The organism is Streptomonospora litoralis, assembly GCF_004323735.1.
Taxonomy (GTDB): domain Bacteria; phylum Actinomycetota; class Actinomycetes; order Streptosporangiales; family Streptosporangiaceae; genus Streptomonospora; species Streptomonospora litoralis.
On record NZ_CP036455.1, the window covers coordinates 141,975 to 160,328 of the forward strand.

General features: G+C 72.2%; 21 protein-coding genes. 12 read left to right on the forward strand and 9 right to left on the reverse strand.

Features of this window, described 5'->3' with window-relative positions:
• Positions 1-4: 4 nt before the first annotated feature.
• Together EKD16_RS00650 and EKD16_RS00655 are read right to left on the reverse strand one after the other, a co-directional pair.
• The gene (locus EKD16_RS00650) at positions 5-601 is read right to left on the reverse strand and encodes a TetR/AcrR family transcriptional regulator (protein WP_131096581.1); all 597 of its coding nucleotides are present in this window, start codon (positions 599-601) and stop codon (positions 5-7) included.
• A 125-nt stretch (positions 602-726) separates the two neighbouring features.
• On the reverse strand, positions 727-1,323 hold the full coding sequence (locus EKD16_RS00655) for an HD domain-containing protein (RefSeq protein WP_131096582.1): 597 nt from the start codon (positions 1,321-1,323) through the stop codon (positions 727-729).
• 148 nt (positions 1,324-1,471) lie between these two features.
• Here EKD16_RS00655 and EKD16_RS00660 point away from each other — a divergent pair, with 148 nt between their 5' ends.
• A complete protein-coding gene (locus EKD16_RS00660) occupies positions 1,472-1,768 on the forward strand; it encodes an AbrB/MazE/SpoVT family DNA-binding domain-containing protein (protein WP_131096583.1) in 297 nt (98 codons plus the stop codon).
• Positions 1,769-1,963: 195 nt separating this feature from the next.
• Here EKD16_RS00660 and EKD16_RS00665 read toward each other — a convergent pair whose 3' ends face one another.
• Complete coding sequence (locus EKD16_RS00665) at positions 1,964-2,758, reverse strand: oxidoreductase (protein ID WP_131096584.1); 795 nt, start codon at positions 2,756-2,758, stop codon at positions 1,964-1,966.
• A gap of 205 nt (positions 2,759-2,963) precedes the next feature.
• Here EKD16_RS00665 and EKD16_RS00670 point away from each other — a divergent pair, with 205 nt between their 5' ends.
• From EKD16_RS00670 to EKD16_RS00685, 4 genes are all read left to right on the forward strand, one after another.
• Positions 2,964-3,476 (forward strand): DoxX family membrane protein, encoded by a 513-nt coding sequence (locus EKD16_RS00670; RefSeq protein WP_165498463.1) that lies wholly within the window; start codon positions 2,964-2,966, stop codon positions 3,474-3,476.
• 213 nt (positions 3,477-3,689) lie between these two features.
• Complete coding sequence (locus tag EKD16_RS00675) at positions 3,690-4,547, forward strand: class I SAM-dependent methyltransferase (protein ID WP_242677170.1); 858 nt, start codon at positions 3,690-3,692, stop codon at positions 4,545-4,547.
• 145 nt (positions 4,548-4,692) lie between these two features.
• On the forward strand, positions 4,693-5,331 hold the full coding sequence (locus EKD16_RS25640) for a TetR/AcrR family transcriptional regulator (protein ID WP_131096586.1): 639 nt from the start codon (positions 4,693-4,695) through the stop codon (positions 5,329-5,331).
• A 78-nt stretch (positions 5,332-5,409) separates the two neighbouring features.
• On the forward strand, positions 5,410-5,802 hold the full coding sequence (locus EKD16_RS00685; RefSeq protein ID WP_131096587.1) for a VOC family protein: 393 nt from the start codon (positions 5,410-5,412) through the stop codon (positions 5,800-5,802).
• Here EKD16_RS00685 and EKD16_RS00690 read toward each other — a convergent pair.
• Both EKD16_RS00690 and EKD16_RS00695 read right to left on the reverse strand, forming a co-directional pair.
• A complete protein-coding gene (locus EKD16_RS00690) occupies positions 5,742-6,488 on the reverse strand; it encodes a helix-turn-helix domain-containing protein (RefSeq protein WP_131096588.1) in 747 nt (248 codons plus the stop codon). The two genes, EKD16_RS00685 and EKD16_RS00690, sit on opposite strands and share 61 nt — an antisense overlap.
• A 52-nt stretch (positions 6,489-6,540) precedes the next feature.
• A complete protein-coding gene (locus EKD16_RS00695) occupies positions 6,541-7,458 on the reverse strand; it encodes a metallophosphoesterase (protein WP_242677171.1) in 918 nt (305 codons plus the stop codon).
• Between the two features lie 168 nt (positions 7,459-7,626).
• On the opposite strand from EKD16_RS00695, the gene EKD16_RS00700 reads away from it, so the two are divergent.
• Positions 7,627-8,082, forward strand: coding sequence for a GatB/YqeY domain-containing protein (locus EKD16_RS00700; RefSeq protein ID WP_131096590.1), 456 nt, complete (start codon positions 7,627-7,629; stop codon positions 8,080-8,082).
• A gap of 124 nt (positions 8,083-8,206) precedes the next feature.
• On the opposite strand, the gene EKD16_RS00705 is transcribed toward EKD16_RS00700, so the two are convergent.
• Entirely contained in the window at positions 8,207-10,630 is a 2,424-nt protein-coding gene (locus EKD16_RS00705; protein WP_131101854.1) for a penicillin-binding protein, read from the reverse strand.
• Positions 10,631-11,073: 443 nt separating this feature from the next.
• On the opposite strand from EKD16_RS00705, the gene EKD16_RS00710 reads away from it, so the two are divergent.
• Positions 11,074-11,400 (forward strand): WhiB family transcriptional regulator, encoded by a 327-nt coding sequence (locus EKD16_RS00710; RefSeq protein ID WP_131101856.1) that lies wholly within the window; start codon positions 11,074-11,076, stop codon positions 11,398-11,400.
• Positions 11,401-11,593: 193 nt separating this feature from the next.
• Here the strand turns inward: EKD16_RS00710 and EKD16_RS00715 are convergent, their stop codons facing one another.
• Positions 11,594-12,754 carry an ArsA family ATPase gene (locus EKD16_RS00715; protein WP_131096591.1) on the reverse strand — a complete coding sequence of 387 codons (1,161 nt, stop codon included), beginning with the start codon at positions 12,752-12,754 and terminating at the stop codon, positions 11,594-11,596.
• A complete protein-coding gene (locus EKD16_RS00720) occupies positions 12,751-13,770 on the reverse strand; it encodes an ArsA-related P-loop ATPase (protein WP_131096592.1) in 1,020 nt (339 codons plus the stop codon). The genes EKD16_RS00715 and EKD16_RS00720 overlap by 4 nt, the downstream gene beginning before the upstream one ends.
• A gap of 125 nt (positions 13,771-13,895) precedes the next feature.
• Here EKD16_RS00720 and EKD16_RS00725 point away from each other — a divergent pair, with 125 nt between their 5' ends.
• The 4 genes from EKD16_RS00725 to EKD16_RS00740 all read left to right on the forward strand — a co-directional run bounded on the left by EKD16_RS00725 (position 13,896) and on the right by EKD16_RS00740 (position 16,295).
• A complete protein-coding gene (locus EKD16_RS00725) occupies positions 13,896-14,069 on the forward strand; it encodes a DUF4177 domain-containing protein (protein WP_131096593.1) in 174 nt (57 codons plus the stop codon).
• Positions 14,069-14,530 carry a RidA family protein gene (locus tag EKD16_RS00730; RefSeq protein WP_131096594.1) on the forward strand — a complete coding sequence of 154 codons (462 nt, stop codon included), beginning with the start codon at positions 14,069-14,071 and terminating at the stop codon, positions 14,528-14,530. Before EKD16_RS00725 ends, EKD16_RS00730 begins: the two co-directional genes overlap by 1 nt.
• 59 nt (positions 14,531-14,589) lie before the next feature.
• Positions 14,590-15,411, forward strand: a complete 822-nt coding sequence (locus tag EKD16_RS00735; protein WP_131096595.1) for an NUDIX hydrolase — start codon at positions 14,590-14,592, stop codon at positions 15,409-15,411.
• Between the two features lie 77 nt (positions 15,412-15,488).
• On the forward strand, positions 15,489-16,295 hold the full coding sequence (locus EKD16_RS00740) for an MBL fold metallo-hydrolase (RefSeq protein WP_131096596.1): 807 nt from the start codon (positions 15,489-15,491) through the stop codon (positions 16,293-16,295).
• Between the two features lie 154 nt (positions 16,296-16,449).
• On the opposite strand, the gene EKD16_RS00745 is transcribed toward EKD16_RS00740, so the two are convergent.
• Positions 16,450-17,133, reverse strand: coding sequence for a Crp/Fnr family transcriptional regulator (locus EKD16_RS00745; protein ID WP_131096597.1), 684 nt, complete (start codon positions 17,131-17,133; stop codon positions 16,450-16,452).
• Positions 17,134-17,535: 402 nt separating this feature from the next.
• On the opposite strand from EKD16_RS00745, the gene nth reads away from it, so the two are divergent.
• Complete coding sequence (gene nth, locus EKD16_RS00750; protein WP_207391512.1) at positions 17,536-18,192, forward strand: endonuclease III; 657 nt, start codon at positions 17,536-17,538, stop codon at positions 18,190-18,192.
• Positions 18,193-18,354 lie beyond the last annotated feature (162 nt).

Below are 18,354 nucleotides of genomic sequence, written 5' to 3' on the forward strand. Positions count from 1 at the left end.
CGGCTCAGGCGGTCAGGGCGTCCAAAGCCGTCGCGGCTATGGACTCCAGGACGGCGTGATCCGTCCCTGCGCGGCCGGAGACCCGGATGCCGCCGATAACGGAGCTGACGAAGTGGGCGAGCGCCTCGGCGTCGCGCGACGCGGTAACGGAGCCCTCCGCCTGACCGAGAGCGATCACCGTGCGCAGCGAATCCACGCGGCGCTGCAGGTCGGCTTCGAGTACGGCTGTGGCATCCCGGTTGCGGCCGGCCAGCTCCAGTGTGGAGTTGACCACTAGGCAGCCGATGCCGCGCCCGTCGCGCCGGTATGCGGCCTCGTCTTCGAGGATCAGTCCGAACAGCTGCCGCAGTCGCTCCAGGGGCGGCAGGGACTCGTCCTCCAGGGCGGATCGCTGGGTGGCCGTCTTCGACTCGGCATAGCGTGTCAGCGCGCGGATGAACAGGTCGTGCTTGCTGGTGAAGGTGTTGTAGATGGTGCTGCGGCCCAAGCCGGTGGCTTCGCACAGATCCTGGGTCGAGGTGGCCTCGTAGCCGTTGACCCAGAATGTGTGCATCGCCGCGTCGAGGGCCTGCTCCTCTTCGAATGTCCGCGGTCGCGCCATGCCTGCACCCTAGTGTTTTGGAACGATTAGTTCAATACTTGGGAGTGCGGCGCGCGGTCGCGCGTCCGGGCAGCGGCGAAGGGCCCGCTGCGACGGCTCGGCGCGCGGGGGCGCGGACGCGCCCGCTAGACCAGCACGTGCCCGTAGCGCTCCTGGAAGGGGCGCAGGTCGGGCTCGCCGTACCGGTCGAGCAGCGTCTTGAACAGCAGTTCCTTCTCTTCGCCGAAGCGGCGCAGGCGGTCGGCGGCCGTGGGGGCAGAGACCAGGCGTGACGGTTCGGACTTGGAGTGGAACTTGTCGGCGAACATCACCAGCTGCTCCTCCTCCGATTCCGCCAGATAGTCGGCTTCGGGGATGGGCAGGTCCTGGGTGCGGACGTCCTCCCGGGTGATGCCCACACCGGTGTGGCAGGAGCAGAACCGGCACAGGGCCTCGGGCAGCCCTTCCTCGGTGAGGACCTCGCGTCCCAGTACGCCGTGGCGGATGTAGTGCGCGTGGTCGAGCGTGCCCGCGGCGTTGTAGAGCCGGTAGACGCCGATGTCGTGCAGCAGGCTTCCGGCCCGTACCAGGGCGGGGTCGGCGGCGGAGTTGCTGTCGGCGAGCAGGCGGCCCGCTATGTCGGCCACGATCACGCAGTGGGTGTAAACCCGGTCGAACGCCTCCGGAGTCGGGGCGTGCTTGGCGTGCAAGGCGCGGATCTCGTCGTCGGAGGGAACCTGCATGCCCCCGACCCTAGCGGTCTTCGCCGAGCGGTCTCCGCGGCCGCGCGTCACCGAGCCGGCGGAGTGGAGCCACCGGTTCTCCTGAACCCCAGGGCAGCAGATATACCGTGTATATCGTGCACGTTGTGGATGCGGAGTAGGTGGCTCGATGGCTTCTGGCGAGGGCGAACCCTTCTACGGCCCCGGAGGCCGGGGTTTCTACGGCGCCGTCACGGTGAGCGAGCGCGGCCAGATCGTGATCCCGGCCAAGGCCCGGCGCGATCTCGGCATCGGGGCCGGCGACAAGCTGCTGGTGCTCGGCGATCCGCAGCAGGGGCTCGCTCTGATGACGCTCAACGACCTGATGCGAAATCTGCAGGGCTCCTCTGCGCTGCTGGAGCAGATCCAGCGGCACGCGGACGGCGGTGAGGACGAGACGTCGGACGGCGGCGAGGAGGGCGGGTAGTGGTCGGCGGGCCGACTCCCGTCCCGTCGCGCGCCTGCCGCCCGCCGGCCTCTCGCCGCCCTCGGTGAGTGCGATGCCGTGACACGGGTGACCGGGCCGCGCGCATCGCGGCGGCCCGGTACCAACCCACACCTGCCCGTCCGGCCCGTCCGGCCCGCCCGACTTCGCCGCCGTGCGGATCGGCCGGTCGGCCGGTCAGGCGGTCTTCACCTGGCCGCCGTCGATCCGGTAGTCGGCGCCGGTGATGGCGGCGGCGCGCTCCGATGCCAGGAAGAGGGCCAGGTCGGCGACCTGGTGCGCCTCGGCGACCCGCCCCAGCGAGATCCCCATGGCCTCCGGCAGCCAGCGGTCCATCACGTCCTCGACGGTGGTGTTCATCTGCGAGGCGAAGAAGTTCGCGAAACCGTCCCCTTCGGCCGTCCACAGCGGCGTACGCACCGGCCCCGGCGAGACCGTGTTGACGCGGATGCCGCTGGGCGCGAGTTCCTCGGCCAGGGAGCGGCCCATGTTCGTCAGGGCCGCCTTGGCCGCGCTGTAGTGCACGATCATCGGTGCGGGGATGCGGGCGTTGACGCTGCTGATATTGACGATCGCGGCGCTCTCGCGGTCGGTCATGGCGGGGATCGCGGCGCGCGTGGTGCGCATGACCGAGAACAGGTTGAGGTCGAAGATCCGCTGCCAGGCGTCGTCGGTGGTGTCGACGAAGCGGGTCGCCGGTTCGCTCCCGCCCACGTTGTTGATCAGGATGTCGACGCCGCCGTGCAGGTCGACCGCCGACTCGACGAGCCGGTCGGGCCCCTCGGCGCCGGTGAGATCGGTGTTGACGACCGCCGCGCCCGACTCCCGCAACTCGGCCAGCTCCGGGGTGGTGGTCCGGCTGCCGGCGACCACGCGGGCCCCGTACCGGGTCAGCTCCTGGACGACGGCGAGGCCGATGCCCTTGCTCGCTCCGCTGACGACGGCGACCTTGTCTTTCAGGTTGAGTTCCATGCCTTCGATCCTCGCCGTGCGGCCCCGGCCGGTGCTGGCGGAAATCCGACGACGAGTTCGGCCCGCGACCGGCGCACCGGCGCACCGGCGACCGCGGCCCCCGCGCGGCCTGCCGAGAGCGCGAAGTACCGGCAAATCGGCAAAATGTCGGCGCGCCGCCGGGATTCTTAGGGTGCTCGGGGTGCTCCCGGGTATACGGGACAGCATGGGAGTCCTACGCAAACAGCTTCAACGCCTGCTCGCAGCCCCGTTCATCGTCGACTCGGTGGAGACCCTGCGCGATCCGCACCCGCGGGCCGAGGCGCTCGCGCCCATGGTGAGCCGAATCCACGCCTACTACCCGTGGATCCCGGACAACCCGGTGCTGCTTGTGCGGGCCCAGGCCGTCGCGGGCGCCGGTGCGGGGACCATGCTGCTGCTCGGCAAGGGCACCCGCGTGGCCAGCGCGGTTATGGCGGCCCAGGCGGTGCCGTCGCTGCTCGCCGCGTCGCAGGGCAAGATCGCGGACTCGGCCGGGCGCGACTCCGCGGTCAAGGACATCGGTCTGCTCGGCGCGCTGGTGCTGACGGCCACGGAACCGCGGAGGCGTCCGCCCAAGGTGGTCCACGACGCCCGCCACGCGGTCCACGACGCCCGCAAGTCGGCGTCGCGCGCCGGCAAGTCCGCGAACCGCAAGGCGCGCGGCGCCACGGCGCGGCTGTCACCGGGCGGGCGCTGACCCTCCGTCGTCCGCACGAGTCAGGCCCCGTGCGGTCGGAAGGTGCATCCCCAGCGGGCTCTCGGCCCGCAGCGACGGGGATTCGCCCTCCGGCTGCGCGGGGCCGTTTCCGCGTCAGGAGCCGACCGCGGTTACTCGAGCGGGCTTGACGGCGCCGAACTGCGCCTCCATTATGATCACGTGTTCATGAACGCAAGTTCATAATGGCGTCGAGTGATTCGGGAGCACACCATGCACGGCATCGCCAACACCTCCCAGGCCGAAGCCTGGAACGGCTACGAAGGCGACCACTGGGCCGACAACCACCCCCGCTACGACGCGGTCAACAGCGGGTTCAACGAGCACCTGTTCTCCGCGGCCGCCATCGGTCCCCGCGACAGGGTGCTCGACATCGGCTGCGGCAACGGCCAGGTCACGCGTTCGGCCGCACGCCGCGCCGGCCAGGGCAGCGCGCTCGGCGTGGACCTGTCCGCGCCCATGCTCGCCCGCGCGCGGGCCGCGGCCGCCGAGGAGGGCATCGCCAACGTCTCCTTCGAGCCGGGCGACGCGCAGGTGCACCCCTTCCCCGGCGCGAATTTCGACGCCGCGCTCAGCCGCTTCGGGGTGATGTTCTTCGCCGACCCCGAGGCGGCCTTCGCCAACATCGCCAGCGCCCTGCGCCCCGGCGGCCGCCTGGCGTTTCTGACCCTGCGCGGCATGAGCAGCAACGACCTCGGCGACGTCTTCGCCGCGATGGCGGCCCACCTGCCCTCGGAAGCCGCTCGGGCGCCCGTCGCCGGTGCCGTCTCGCTCGCCGAACCCGACCGGCTCCGCGAGCTGCTGGACTCCGCCGGGTTCACCGACACCGCGGTCACACCGGTCGAGGCGGAGCAGGTGTGGGGCGCCGACCCCGCTGACGCGGCCGCGTTCCTCTGCGACTGGGCACCCGTGCGCCATCTGCTCGACGGCGCCGACCCGGCCGCCGCCGGACGCGCCCGAGAGGCCGCCGTGGAGGCCATGCGCCCCTTCGCCCGCCCCGGCGCGGTCGCCCTGCGCGGGGCCGCCTGGCTGGCGACCGCCGTGCGCCCGTGACTGTCCGGCGAAGCGAAAGGAGCTGGTACGCGTCCGCGTGCATCCGGGTGGGCGGCGTCGGCTGTGGCGCCGTGGCGGAGCAGGGGTTCGAGCTCCGGCTCCCGCCGCGGCGCGGCGGCGGGCGGGCCCGTTACGATACGCAGTGATGTCACCCAGAAGAGCCGCCGCCCTGCGCGATGAGGAGAGCGACCGCACCCTGCGCGAGCACCTGGTGGCCGCCGCCGAGCGGTTGCTGTCCGAGCACGGCGCGGCGGCGGTCACGGTGCGTGACATTGCGCGCGAGGCCCGTGTCGCCGCGGGCGTGCTCTACAACCACTTCGCCGACAAGGAGGAGCTGCTCGCCGAGGCGCTGCACGCCCACGTGCGTAACGCTGCGCGCGCCGCAGGGTCGATGCCCCCCGCCGGCACGGCGTCGGTCGAGGAGAACCTGCGCGAGATCCTGCGCTACGGCATCAGCGTGCACACCGCCATCCTGCCCGCCTTCGCCGGAGTGGCCTCCCGGCCCAAGGTGCTGGAGCGCTTCAGTACCCTGCCCAACCCGATGGAGGGCGGCGCGGGTCTGCGCGCCGCCCTCGCCGACTACCTGCGCAGCGAGCAGCGGCTGGGCCGGGTCGCGGCCGGGGCTCGCCCCGACGCCGTCGCGACCATGCTGGTGGGCACCTGCCACGAACTCGTGCTGCCGCCGCTGCCCTCGCTCCCGGCCGACGCCCGGCCCGCCGAGGTGCCGCCCGCGCTGGTCGACGACCTCGTGGCCACCGTGATGGACGGTGTCCGCCCGCGCTGAGCCGGGACCCGTCAAGCGCGCCGCTCACGTCCGAAACGTTCAAGACCGGGCGCCCGCCTGAGTTCTAGCCTCGGTCGCATGACAGCAGCAGCATTCAGCGCGGTCGGAATCGTCGCGGCAGACATGGGCGAGTCGCTGGCGTTCTACCGCCGCCTCGGTCTGGACATCCCGGCTGAATCCGACACACTCGCGCACGTCGAGGTCGAGGTCTCCGGCGGCCTGCGGATCATGTGGGACACCGTCGAGACCGTGCGGTCCTTCGCCCCCGAATGGGAGCCGGCACCCGGTAGCGGTGTCACGCTCGCCTTCGCCTGCGACGGCCCCGACGGCGTCGACCGCCTCTACGCCGATCTGCTCGCGGCCGGATACACCGGTCGGCACGAGCCCTGGAACGCCGTGTGGGGCCAGCGCTACGCGATCGTGCTCGATCCCGACGGCAACTGGGTCGACCTGTTCGCGTCGCCGGCGTGAGCGGTGAGCACGCTCAACGGGGCGCCGGCCAGCTGCTTCGCCTCGCGGGAGAGGTGGGCCTGGTCGGCGTACCCGGCGAGGGCGGCGACCTCGGCGAAGGGCGTGCCCTCCCGCGCGGCCGCCAGCGCCCGGTCCAGGCGCAGGATGCGCCCGAGCGTCTTGGGCCCGTAGCCGAAGGCCGCCAGGCTCCTGCGGTGCAGGCCGCGCTCACCCAGGCCGGTCTCCCGCGCGACCTGCGACACCGCGGTGTTTCGGTCCAGCAGGACGGCGACCCGCGCCATCAGCGGGTCGGCGCCGGGACCGTCCTGGAGTCGGCGGCCCGCCGCACGCTCCAGCGGCGCCCCCGCGTCGGGCGCCGCCGCGGCCTGCGCAGCCAGTCGGCGCGCCTCTGCGGCGGGCCACACGTCCTCCAGCGGCACCCGCAGATCGCGCAAAGCGCGGGCCGGGGCGCCCGCCACCGCCGGTCCGACCCCCACAGGCAGCCGTACCCCCGCGAACACGCGCCCCGGCGCCCAGTCGGCGAAGTGCGCCCGGGTGTCGGGGCCCGCGAGCAGCACGCGCTCCCCGTCCCAGATCAGGTCCATGCACCCGTCCGGGACGACCCGGTGGCACTCCCCGGCGGCTGCGGTGGCCGCGGCGGCCGACCATACGACCCCGCCGCAGGCGGCACTGCGCTCCGCGTACATGCCTCTATGATCGCCCACCCGAGCCCTTGGCTGCGGCGGGGGCGGCCGGGGGTCAGTCCTGTGCCACGAGATCCAGCAGGGTGGCCTCCGGTCGGCAGCAGAAGCGGGCCGGCGCCGTGGGCGAGGTGCCCAGACCTCCGGAGACGTGCAGCCAGGTGCCGGCATAGCGGTGCAGGCCCCAGGCCCGCCGGCGGTCGATGCCGCAGTTGGTGACCACGGTTCCGTAGAAGGGCAGGCAGAGCTGTCCGCCGTGGGTGTGGCCGGCCAGCAGCAGTTGGTAGCCGTCGGCGGCGAAGCGGTTGAGGTTGGCGGGCTCGGGGGAGTGCAGGACGCCGACCCGCAGATCGGTGCCTGTGTCGGCGGTCCCTTCCACGGCGTCGTAGCGGTCCAGGCCGATGTGGGAGTCACTGACACCCGCCACTGCGATGTCGCGCCGGTCCGCCTTCAGGCGGCCCTTGCGGTTGTTCAAGTCCAACCACCCGCGGGCACTCATCGCGGCGCCCAGTTCACGCCAGGGCAGATCGGGGACCTTGCGCTTGGCGTAGTCTTCGCCGCTGCTGCGCCACAGGTAGCGGGCCGGGTTCTTGATCTGCGGCGAGTACAGGTCGTTGGATCCGTAGACGAACGCGCCGGGGCGGTCGAGCAGCGGCCCCAGGGCCGAGACGAGCGGCTCGACGGCGTCGGGGTGGGCGATGGAGTCGCCGGTGTTCACCACGAAGTCGGGGTCGTACGCGTCGAGCCCGCGCAGCCAATCCAGCAGCATGCGCCGGCGCGGCGTCAGGTGGGTGTCGGAGATGTGCAGCACCCGTAGCCGAGGGCTCCCCGGGTCGAGCAGCGGGAGTTCGTAACGGCGCAGCCGAAACCAGTTGCGCTCGACGATCGACGCGTAGGCGATCCCCGCCAGCCCGACGGCCCCCGTGATCGCGGCAGCCCGGCCTGCCGTCCGCAGCGTCTTCGGCAATGTCGTCACCGTAACCGCACCTCCCGATTCCGATGGTGTCAGACATCCGGACCTGATGCGCCCGCACAGCGGATGACCGAAAAATCGGGCCACGGTCAGGGGCCGGGCCATCCGCCTCGGCAGCGCGGCGGGTAATGCGCTCGCGGCGCGCGAGCGCGCCGCCGTATGATCGCTGCCATGGCCGAACTCAAGGACCGCCTGCAAACCGACCTCACCACCGCGATGAAGGCGCGCGACGACGTCCGCACGCGGACGCTGCGCAGCGTGCTGACCGCCATCTCCAACGAGGAGGTCTCGGGCGAGGCGGCGCGCGAACTCCGCGACGAGGACGTGGTCCGGCTGATCACGCGCGAGGCCAAGAAGCGCCGCGAGGCCGCCGAGGCGTTCGAGGGCAACGGGCGCGCCGAGCAGGCCGCCGCCGAGCGTGCCGAGGGCGACGTGCTCGCCGACTACCTGCCCGCGCCGCTGAGCGACGACGAACTGCGCGACCTCGTGGCCGCCGTCATCGACGAGACCGGCGCCGAGGGCCCCAAGGCCATGGGCCAGGTGATGAAGCAGGTCACTCCCCGCGCGGGCGGCCGCGCCGACGGCAGTCGCATCGCAGCCGAGGTGAAGCGCCAGCTCACGGCATAGGCGCGGCCGCCCGGCCGCACCGATGGCCGTGGGACGCGGGCCGACGCCGACACGCGAGGGGCGGCGGGCGATTCGATCGCCCGCCGCCCCTCGCGGCGTTCACCGCTGCACAGCCTCGCGGCCGTCAGTCGTCCTCGGAGCGGCCCGGGGAGCCCAGATCCCATTCGGGCCAGTCGCCGAAACCGCCGCCGTTCCCTTGGTCGCCGGTGCCGCCGTCTCCCCCGTTCCCGCCTTCGCCGTTGCCGCCTCCGGCGCCGCCGTTGCTGAGGAACACGTTGACGGTGGCCCCCTCGGGCAGGCCGGTGCCGGGCTGCGGGTTCACCGCGCCGACGGTGTCGGTCGGCTGTTCGGAGCGCACCTGAGTGGAGGAGACGTTGGGCTGGAAACCGGCCGCCTCCAGTTGGCTGATGGCCTGGTCGCGCGACATCCCGAGGACGTCGGGTACGCCGGCCTCGCCGGTGGCGGCCGCCTCCTCGGCGTTCTGCTCCTCGGCGGGCGGCGGCCCGGAGGTGCTGCCGAACTGCGAAGGCGCCGACGGGAAGTCCTCGGAGTCGAGCTCCTCGGTCGCCTCCATCATGGTCTGCTGCCAGATGGGACCTGGGATCGTGGCGCCGTAGACGTAGGAGTAGTACTCGCCGCCGATGGTGACGTTGCGCAGCGGGTGGTTCTGCGGGCCGCGCGGGTCCCCGACGAACACCGTGCCCGCGAGGTTGGGCGTGTAGCCGGCGAACCACGCGCTCGCCGAGTTGTCGGTGGTGCCGGTCTTGGCCGCCGCCGGCCGCCCGATCTCCAGCCCGTCCGTCGTGCCGTCGTCGAAGGTCTGCTGCAGCAGGTGGCTCACCCCGTCGGCGACGTCCTTGCTGATGACGCGCTCGCACTCGGGCTTGATGTCGATGGTCTCGCCCGCGTGCTCATCCACGATCTTGGTGATCGCCTGCGGCTGGCAGTGCTTGCCGCGGGAGGCGAACGTGGCGTAGGCGCCCGCCAGGTTGAGCGGCGAGACCTCCTCACTGCCCAGGGTGAAGGAGTTGTTGGCCTGGGTCCGCTCGTTGAAGAACGAGGTGCCGTCGGCACGGTGCATGCCCAGCGTGTCGGCCATCTCGATGACGTTGCACAGCCCCACGTCGGCCTGCAGGCTCGCGAAGTAGGTGTTCACCGAGCCCTTGGTGCCGCTGACCATGTTGTTGGTGCTGCCGCCCTCGGTGTCGCCGGCGTTGCTGACGGTCCAGTCGGCCAGCCGCTCGCCGTCGCAGTTGCGCTGTCCGGTGATGGTGGTGGTGTTGCCGGTGCTGTAGGAGGTGCTGAACTCCTTGCCCTGCTTCAGCGCCGCGGCGAGGGTGAAGGGCTTGAACGTCGACCCCGACTGGAAGCCGGTGCTCCCGCCGTCGCCGACGTCGACGGCGAAGTTGATCGAGGTCATGCCGAGCTGGGACTCGTCCGGGCCGTAGTTGCGGCTCTGCGCCATCGCCCGGATGCGGCCGGTGCCCGGCTGCACCAGCACCTCGGCGGCGACCTTCTTGGACTTGTTCTTGCGCGGCACCCACTCGTCGACAGCCTTCTGCGCGGCCTGCTGCATGTCGAGGTCGAGCGTGGTGTGGATCTGCAGGCCGGCCGTGCGCAGCCAGCGGGCGCGCTCGGTTTCGGTCTCGCCGTAGCGCTTGTTCTGCTCGATCTGCTGGACCACGTAGTCGCAGAAGAACGGCTGGTCGCTGGGCATGCAGCCGTTGCTCGGGTTGCTCACGTCCAGGTTGAGCTCAGTGGCCTTGGCCTCTTTCGCCTCCGCCTTGGTGATCTTGCCGGTGGCGGCCATGCGGTCCAGCACCACGTCGCGCCGGTTCTTGGCTGCCTCGGGGTTGAGGCGGGGGTTGTAGAGGTGGGGGTAGCGCACCGTGCCGGCGAGCATGGCGGCCTGCTGCAGGTTCAGCTCTTCGGCGCTGATGCCGAAGTAGTGCTGCGCCGCGGATTCGGTCCCGTAGGCGCCGTCGCCGAAGTAGGCGATGTTCAGGTAGCCCTCCAGGATCTCCTTCTTGGACATCCGCTGCTCAAGGGCGACCGCGTAGCGCAGTTCGCGGACCTTGCGGCCGAGGGTGGTCTCGCGGGCCTCCTCCTGCTCGGCCTGGCTGTCCGCGCTCTCGACGAGGACGTTCTTCACGTACTGCTGGGTGATGGAGGAGCCGCCCTCGACGTTGCCGCTGATCGTGCGGATGGCGGCGCGGAAGGTGCCGGCGATGTCGATGCCGCCGTGCTGATAGAAGGCGGAGTCCTCGATGGCGATGATGGCTTCGCGCATCACCGGCGCCATCTTGTCCAGCGCCACGACCTCGCGGTTCTGGTCGTAGATCTCGGCGATGACCTCGCCGTCGCGGCTGTAGATGACCGAGCGTTCAGGGGGAGGCGGGGTCTCCAGCTCGCTGGGCATGTTCAGAAACCCGGTGGCGACGTTGCGCGCGGTGATCCCGAGCCCTCCGACGGCAGGCAGCGCGAGCGCCGCCACGAGCACACCGGCGACGATACCGACCCCGAGCAGTTGACCGATTTTCTGCAGCATTGTCCCCTGACCCACCCCCTAAGACTACGTGCGAACCGCGGTCAGAGCCGCCGCGGGCGCCCGGAGATTCGGACGATCCGCACACCCGCGACATCATGACCGTTCTCCATTGTGGAGGCAATGACGAGCTCTCGGAACCTGAGACGGGGCTGTCCGGAATGGCGAATCCGAAGGAAGCCCGCCGCGCGCAATGGCTCGCCCGGACTAGATCCGAGATGGGCCGCACGGGGCCTGGTGGCCTGCGCGCACGAACCGTAGGTTGTCTCCAGCGATCGCGAGGACACGCAGGGCTCCGAGTCCGATGCGCTCCGCGACCGGGTCGCCCCCACCCCCCGCGGCCGTTGCGCATCCTTCCGCGCACTCCGCCTCCGTTGCATCCGAGCCGGCGACCGCGCCCGCCGGCTCCCCGACGAGAACACATGCTGAACTTGGGAGTGGGACACATGTGGATGCCGGGCTGGGCCGCGCACGGCCTATGCCGCGAGACCGACCCCGACGCGCTCTTCGTGCAGGGAGCCGCCCAGAACCGGGCGAAGCTCATCTGCCGGGGCTGCCCGGTGCGCACCGAGTGCTTGGCCGACGCGCTGGACAACCGCATCGAGTTCGGGGTCTGGGGAGGGATGACCGAACGCGAGCGCCGCTCCCTGCTGCGTCGCAGGCCCGATGTCACCTCGTGGGCCGAGCTGCTCGACAACGCCCGCCGGGAGTACGGCGAGCAGTCCGCCCACCGGCAAACCGAGGCGTCCGACCGCCCGGTGCGGGCCGGGTAGGCGGCTCGGCGGGCGGGATAGCGGCGGTCGCGTGTTTCCGGCAACGGAGAGTCGCCCCCTTCGCACACCGACCCGTCGGCACGGCTCCTGCGCCGACCCACACCGGTCGGCGCGCGGTTCGTGGGATACCGCCGTACGGCGCGGACCCGCAACCGCACGGCGGCAAAGTCCCGCTGCCCGGTCCGGGGGGCGGCTAATCCCCGAGTGCGCGTCCGATCTCGGCGAGACCGGCCAGATCGTGCACGTCGTCGGGCCGGGCCGGAACCTCTGTCGCAGGTACGCCGGGATGCGCCGCCGCCAGCCGCTCCATCAGCCGCTGCTCGCGCTCCTGCACGCGCGCCGCCTCGGCGTGCAGGCGCAGGGCCGCCGCGGCGAGTCCGTGGTCGCCGAGCCGGTCCAGCTCCGCGGCGGCGGCAGCGGCCGCAGGTCCCGACAGGTCTCGCGCCGCGGTGCGGTGCACCCGGTTTAGCACGATGCCGGCGAGGGGCATGCGGTCCTTGCGCAGCCGCTCGACGAAGTACGCCGCCTCGCGCAGGGCGTCGTCCTCCGGTGCGGCCACCACCACGAAACCGGTGCCGCGCGCCTGCAGCAGCCGGTAGGTGCGCTCCGCGCGCTCCTGGAATCCGCCGAAGACCGCGTCGAACGCCGAGACGAAGCTCTGCACGTCCTTGAGTACCTGGGCGCCGACGACCTTGGCGATGATGCCGGTGACCATGCTGAATCCGGCACCCAGCATCTTGAACGCGCCGGTGGCGGGGGGTGCGCCCAGGATCCGGATGAGCCTGCTGTCGAGGAAGCGGCCCAGACGCTCGGGCGCGTCCAGGAAATCCAGCGCCGACCGGCTCGGCGGGGTGTCGACGATGATCAGGTCCCAGTCGCCGGACTCGCGCAGCTGCCCCAGCTTCTCCATCGCCATGTACTCCTGCGTGCCGGAGAAGCTGGAGGACAGCGACTGGTAGAAGGGGTTGGCCAGGATCTGCCGCGCGCGCTCGGGATCGGCATGGGCTTCTACGATCTCGTCGAAGGTGCGCTTCATGTCCAGCATCATCGCGTGCAGGGTGCCCGGGAACACCGCGTCGCCGATTCCGGTCAGCTCCACCGGACGCGGGGTATTGTCCAGTTCCCGCAGCCCCATCGACTGCGCGAGCCGGCGCGCGGGGTCGACGGTGATCACCACGGAGTCGCGGCCGTGCTCGGCGGCACGCACCCCCAGCGCCGCGGCGGTGGTCGTCTTGCCGACGCCGCCGGAGCCGCAGCACACGATGATGCGCGTGTCGCGGTCGGCGAGCAGCGCGTCGACGTCGAAGCCCGGCGCGGCCGCGGTCGCGGCTCCGCCGCCCGTGCCCGCGCTCATAGGCCCTGCTCCCGCAGCCGGGCGGCCAGGTCGTGCAATTGGCCGGGGCCCACACCCGCGCCCAGCAGCGGCAGCTCCAGGTGCGGCCGGTCGACGCCGGCCAGGCGCTCGCGGATCTCGGACTCGCCCGCCACCCGAAGCGCGTGGTCGCCGACTTCGGCGGCCAGCCCGCGCGCGGTGTCCTCGGCGTCCTCCAGGCCGGCGGCCTTGAGCCCGCGGACCAGCGCCCCGGTGTCGAAGGAGCCCTCGGCCACGGCCTGCAGCACCGGCTCGGCGAAGAACGGGGGTCGCACCATGTTCACGATCAGCGAGCCGACGTTCAGCCCGGCCGACCGGATCTCCGCGATGCCGTCGAGGGTCTCCTGGGCCGGCATCTCCTCCAGGACGGTCACGAAGTGCACCGCCGTCTGCGCCGAGCGGATGGTGTCCATGACCTTGTCGGCGTGGTTGCGGATCGGCCCGACCCGCGCCAGCCCCGCCACCTCGGCGTTGACGTTGAGGAACTGCGCGATCCGGCCCGTGGGCGGGGCGTCCATCACCACCGCGTCGTAGACGTAGCGACCGCCACCCGCCTCGCGGCCGCCGCGCCGCCGGTCGCCGCTGCGGCGCCGCACGGCCTCGGTGGCCTTGCCCGTCAGCAGCACGTCGCGCATGCCCGGCGCGATCGTCGTGGCGAAGTCGACCGCTCCGAAGCGCGTGAGCACCTGGCCCGCCCGGCGCATCCCGTAGAACATCTCCAGGTACTCCAGCAGCGCCGCCTCGGCGTCGGCCGCCAGCGCGCAGACCCGCCCTCCTTCGGCCGCCTCGGCGATCGGACGCTCCGCGTAGGGCAGTGGGCGGGAGCCGAAGACCTGGGCGACGCCCTGGCGCCCCTCGACCTCGACCAGCAGTACGGTGCGCCCGCCGGCGGCCAGGGCCAGCGCGAGAGAGGAGGCCACGGTGGTCTTGCCGGTGCCTCCCTTGCCGGTGACGACATGGAGCCGGACGGCGTCTCCGTCGCGATCGCGTGCACTCACTCCTCGGAGTTTATGTTCCCCCTGGCCGCGGCGGGCGCCGTGCACAGCCCCGCCTGCTGCGGCGCGTCGCGGCGGCCCCCGGGCGCCGACCTGCGCGGCGGGCTGCGGTGAGTAAGGTGACGGCTATGACGAAGTGGGAGTACGCGACAGTGCCGCTGTTGTCGCACGCGACGAAGCAGATCCTGGACAACTGGGGAGAGGACGGCTGGGACCTCGTCTCGGTCATCCCCGGCCCGTCGGTCGACGGGGATCCGCGCAACCAGCAGATGGTCGCCTATATGAAACGGGAGAAGGAGTGATGGCCACCCCCGAGGAGCGGCTGGCCCAGATGGGGCTGACGCTGCCCGAGGTGGTGCCCCCGGTGGCCGCTTACCAGCCCGCGGTGCGCACGGGCGACTACGTCTACGTCTCCGGCCAGGTGCCGATGGTGGGCGGCAAGCCCGCCGGCACCGGCAAGGTCGGCGCCGGCGTCAGCGAGGAGCAGGCCAAGGAGTTGGCGGCGGTGTGCGCACTGAACGCCGTAGCCGCGGTCAAGGCCGAATTGGGTGAGCTCTCCCGGGTGCGCCGCGTGGTCAAGGTCGTCGGGTTCGTGGCGAGCGATCCCTCGTTCACCGCGCAGCCGCAGGTGGTCAACGGCGCCAGCGAACTGCTCGGCGAGGTCTTCGGCGAGGCCGGTACGCACGCCCGCAGCGCCGTCGGCGTGTCGGCGCTGCCGCTGGACGTCCCCGTCGAGGTGGAGATGATCGTCGAGGCCGACTGACGATCCGGTAGCGGGTGCGACGGCGCTCGTTCACCACGGCCGACGGGAGGACGACGGGCATGACAGGGGAGCGGCCGCGCGACGCGGGCGCCGACGGCGCCGACCGTGGCGGCGGGGCGCGCCCCGCCGCCACGGTCATGCTGCTGGCCGAGGACGGCAGCGGCGGCGGGCTGCAGGTCTACCTGCTGCGGCGCACGCCCTCCATGCGGTTCGCCCCGGGCATGCACGTCTTCCCCGGCGGCGGGGTGGACGAGCGCGACACCGACCGCGACATCGGGTGGGTCGGCCCGCCTCCCGCCGAGTGGGCCGACCGCCTGGCGGTGGCGGAGCCGCTCGCGCGGGGCCTCGTCTGCGCCGCGGTGCGCGAGACGTTCGAGGAGTCGGGCGTGCTGCTGGCCGGACCGCCCGCCGGAGGCGTGGTCGCCGACACCCGCGGCGCCGACTGGGAGGCCGACCGCGAAGCGCTCGTCGCCCACACGCTGTCGTTCACCGAGTTCCTGCGCAAGCGCGACCTCGTGCTGCGCACCGACCTGCTGCGCGCGTGGGCGCGTTGGATCACCCCGCGCGGCGAATGGCGCCGCTTCGACACCCGCTTCTTCGCCGCCGCGCTGCCCGAGGGGCAGCAGACCCGCGACGTCGGCGGCGAGGCCGACCGCGTCGCCTGGATGCGCCCCGCCGATGCCGTGGCCGCGTGGCGGCGCGGCCGTCTGGAGATGCTGCCGCCGACCGTTGCGACGTGCGCGGAACTGGCCGAGTGCGGGTCGCTGCAGGCGGCCTTGGCCGCCGCGCGCGAGATCATCCCCATCGAGCCCGCGATCCGCGAGGTCGACGGCGAGATCCGCATCGTCGTCCCCGACGGAGTCCCCTACCCGCCGCGCTGAATCCCAGGCCAGTCCCGCTGCGAACCCCAACCCCACCCCTACCCCCCGCCGCCGCGCGGTGAAGAGAACGAGGTGCGATGAGGATCGACGGTTCCGGAACGCTGCGCGCCAACTGCGTCCTGTGCCCCAACCCGGGGCCCATGACGTTGGACGGCACCAACACCTGGGTGCTGCGGGAACCGGGGGCACGCGACGTCGTCGTGATCGACCCCGGGCCGCACGACGAGCGCCACCTCGAACGGGTCGCCCGCACCGTGCAGGAGCAGGGGTCCCAGGTCGTGGCCGCGCTGCTGAGCCATCACCATCCCGACCACAGCGAGGGCGCGCGCTACTTCGCCGAGCTGACGGGCGCGCCGGTGCGCGCGGTCGAGCCCGGCCTGCGCATCGGCGGCGACGGGCTCGCCGACGGCGACGTGGTCGAGGCCGGCGGATTGGAGTTGCGCGTAGTGGCCACCCCCGGCCACACCGCCGACTCCGTGAGCTTTTACCTGCCCGCCGACGACGTCGTCCTCACCGGCGACACCGTCCTCGGCAGCGGCACGACCATGATCGCCGACGACGGGCTCTCGGCCTACATGGACTCGCTTTACCGACTTCGCGACCTGGTGGCCGCCGCCGACGTGCGGGCGCTGCTGCCCGGCCACGGGCCCATCTGCACCGAGCCGGGGGCCAAGCTCACCGAGTACATCGAGCACCGCGAATCGCGCCTGGCCCAGGTCACCGCGGCCGTCGAGGCGGGCGACCGCACGGCGGATGCCATCGTCGCGCGCGTCTACGCCGGTATCGAGGAGGCGGTGGTCCCCGCCGCGCGCTCGTCGGTGCGGGCGCAGCTGCGCTACCTCGCCAAGCGCGGTGACATCCCCGCCGAGCTCGGCGAGGACTGAGACCGCAGCGGAGCGCGCATCCCGCGGCCGAGCGGTCCGCGGCTGCCCGCCCGTCGGGGCCTCAACCGGCGGCGACCCGGACAGCCGACGGGCCCGGCACGCGGCCGGGCCCGGTTGGTCGTGGCGGAGGTCGCCGGTCGCGGCGTCCGCAGTGTCAGCGTGCGCGGCGGCGCATCCGCTCGACGTCGAGCAGCACGACGGCTTTGGCCTCGATCCGCAGCCAGCCCCGCAGCGCGAACTCGGCCAGCGCTTTGTTCACGGTCTCGCGCGAGGCGCCCACCAGCTGGGCCAGCTCCTCCTGAGTGAGGTCGTGGTGCACGTGCAGGCCGTCCTCGCCCTCCTTGCCGAACCGGTCGGCGAGGTCGAGCAGCTGGCCGGCCACCCGGCCGGGCACGTCGGTGAAGACCAGGTCGCTCATCACGTCGTTGGTGCGGCGCAGGCGGCTCGCCAGGGCCTTGAGCAGCTGAAGGCTGACCTGGGGCTGTTGGGCGATGAAGGGGCGCAGGTCGTCGTGGCCAAGTCCGGCCATCACCGCGTCGGTGACGGCGATGGCGCTGGCGGTGCGCGGACGCGGGTCGAACAGCGACAGCTCGCCGAACATCTCGCTTGGGCCGAGCACACTGAGCAGGTTCTCGCGGCCGTCGACAGCGGCGCGGGTCAGCTTCACCTTGCCACTGAGGATCACGTACAGGCGGTCGCCCTCGTCGCCCTCGGAGAACAGCGTCTGGCCGCGGCCGAGCCGGACCTCGCTCACCGAGGCGCGCAGCGCGGCGGCGCCCTCCTCGTCGAGTGCCTCGAAAAGAGGGGCCTTGCGCAGCACCTCGTTGGTCTCGTCCACCACTTCCTCCTTGCAAGCCTGACCGTCAACAGTGTGACGTATATCGCACCCCGGTGGGAAACCAGGTCGTTGCCTCGGCTTGTCGCCAGGGTGACGTGCGAGTGCCACGGCCGACGTCAGCACCTTCTCGATCCTATTGGTTGTCCGGCTCCCGAGGGGGTCCGGCCCGCCGAACTCCCGACATTGCCGACATCGGGTGACGCAGTATCGGTTTATCGGCCGACGCTCGTGCGCACGGCCGTCCGGGTCCGGGCGGCACCGCGGGTACGTAGTCTTTGGGGCGTGCTCGGAGATACTGCCACGCCTGATCAGACCACCCCGCCCGGCGCCGAGCCGAACGGCGGCGCGGCGCAGACGCCCACGGGTGAGTCGCGTCTCGCCCTGGTGAGACGCGCCCGACGGATAAACCGGGAATTGGCCCGGTTGTATCCCGATGCGCACTGTGAGCTTGATTTCACCTCGCCGCTGGAGTTGCTGGTGGCGACCATCCTCTCGGCGCAGTGCACCGACAAGCGCGTGAACCAGGTGACCCCGAAGCTCTTCGCCCGCTACCCCTCGGCGGCCGATTACGCCTCCGCCGACCGCGAGGAGCTGGAGGGCCTGATCCGCTCGACCGGCTTCTACCGCTCCAAGGCCAACAGCATCCTCGGCCTGGGGCGCAAGCTGTGCGACGAGTACGGCGGCGAGGTGCCCGGCGACCTCGACGCGCTGGTCAAGCTGCCCGGGGTCGGGCGCAAGACCGCCAACGTGGTGCTCGGGAACGCCTTCGGCGTCCCCGGGATCACCGTCGACACCCATTTCGGTCGGCTGGTGCGCCGCTTCGGCTGGACCCTGGAGAGTGACCCGGTCAAGGTGGAGCATGCCATCGGCGATCTGTTCCCGCCCAAAGACTGGACGCTGCTGTCGCACCGGCTGATCTGGCACGGCCGCCGGATCTGCCATTCGCGGCGCCCCGCGTGCGGCGCCTGCGAACTGGCGCGCTGGTGCCCGTCGTTCGGCGAGGGGCCCACCGACGAGGCCGACGCCGCGGCGCTCGTGCGGAATGGCCCGTTCTCCTAGGCGGTTCGCACCAGGCGAAGGCGAGGGCCGGTACCCGGCCGGGAGGGGACGGGCAGAGCATGACCGCGGTGGAGAGCAGCGAGGGCGACCCGAGTCGTCCCGGGCCGAAGAGCGGGCGGCAGCCCAGCGGGTGGCGCCGGGAGCGCCCCGACGGCGAGCCGG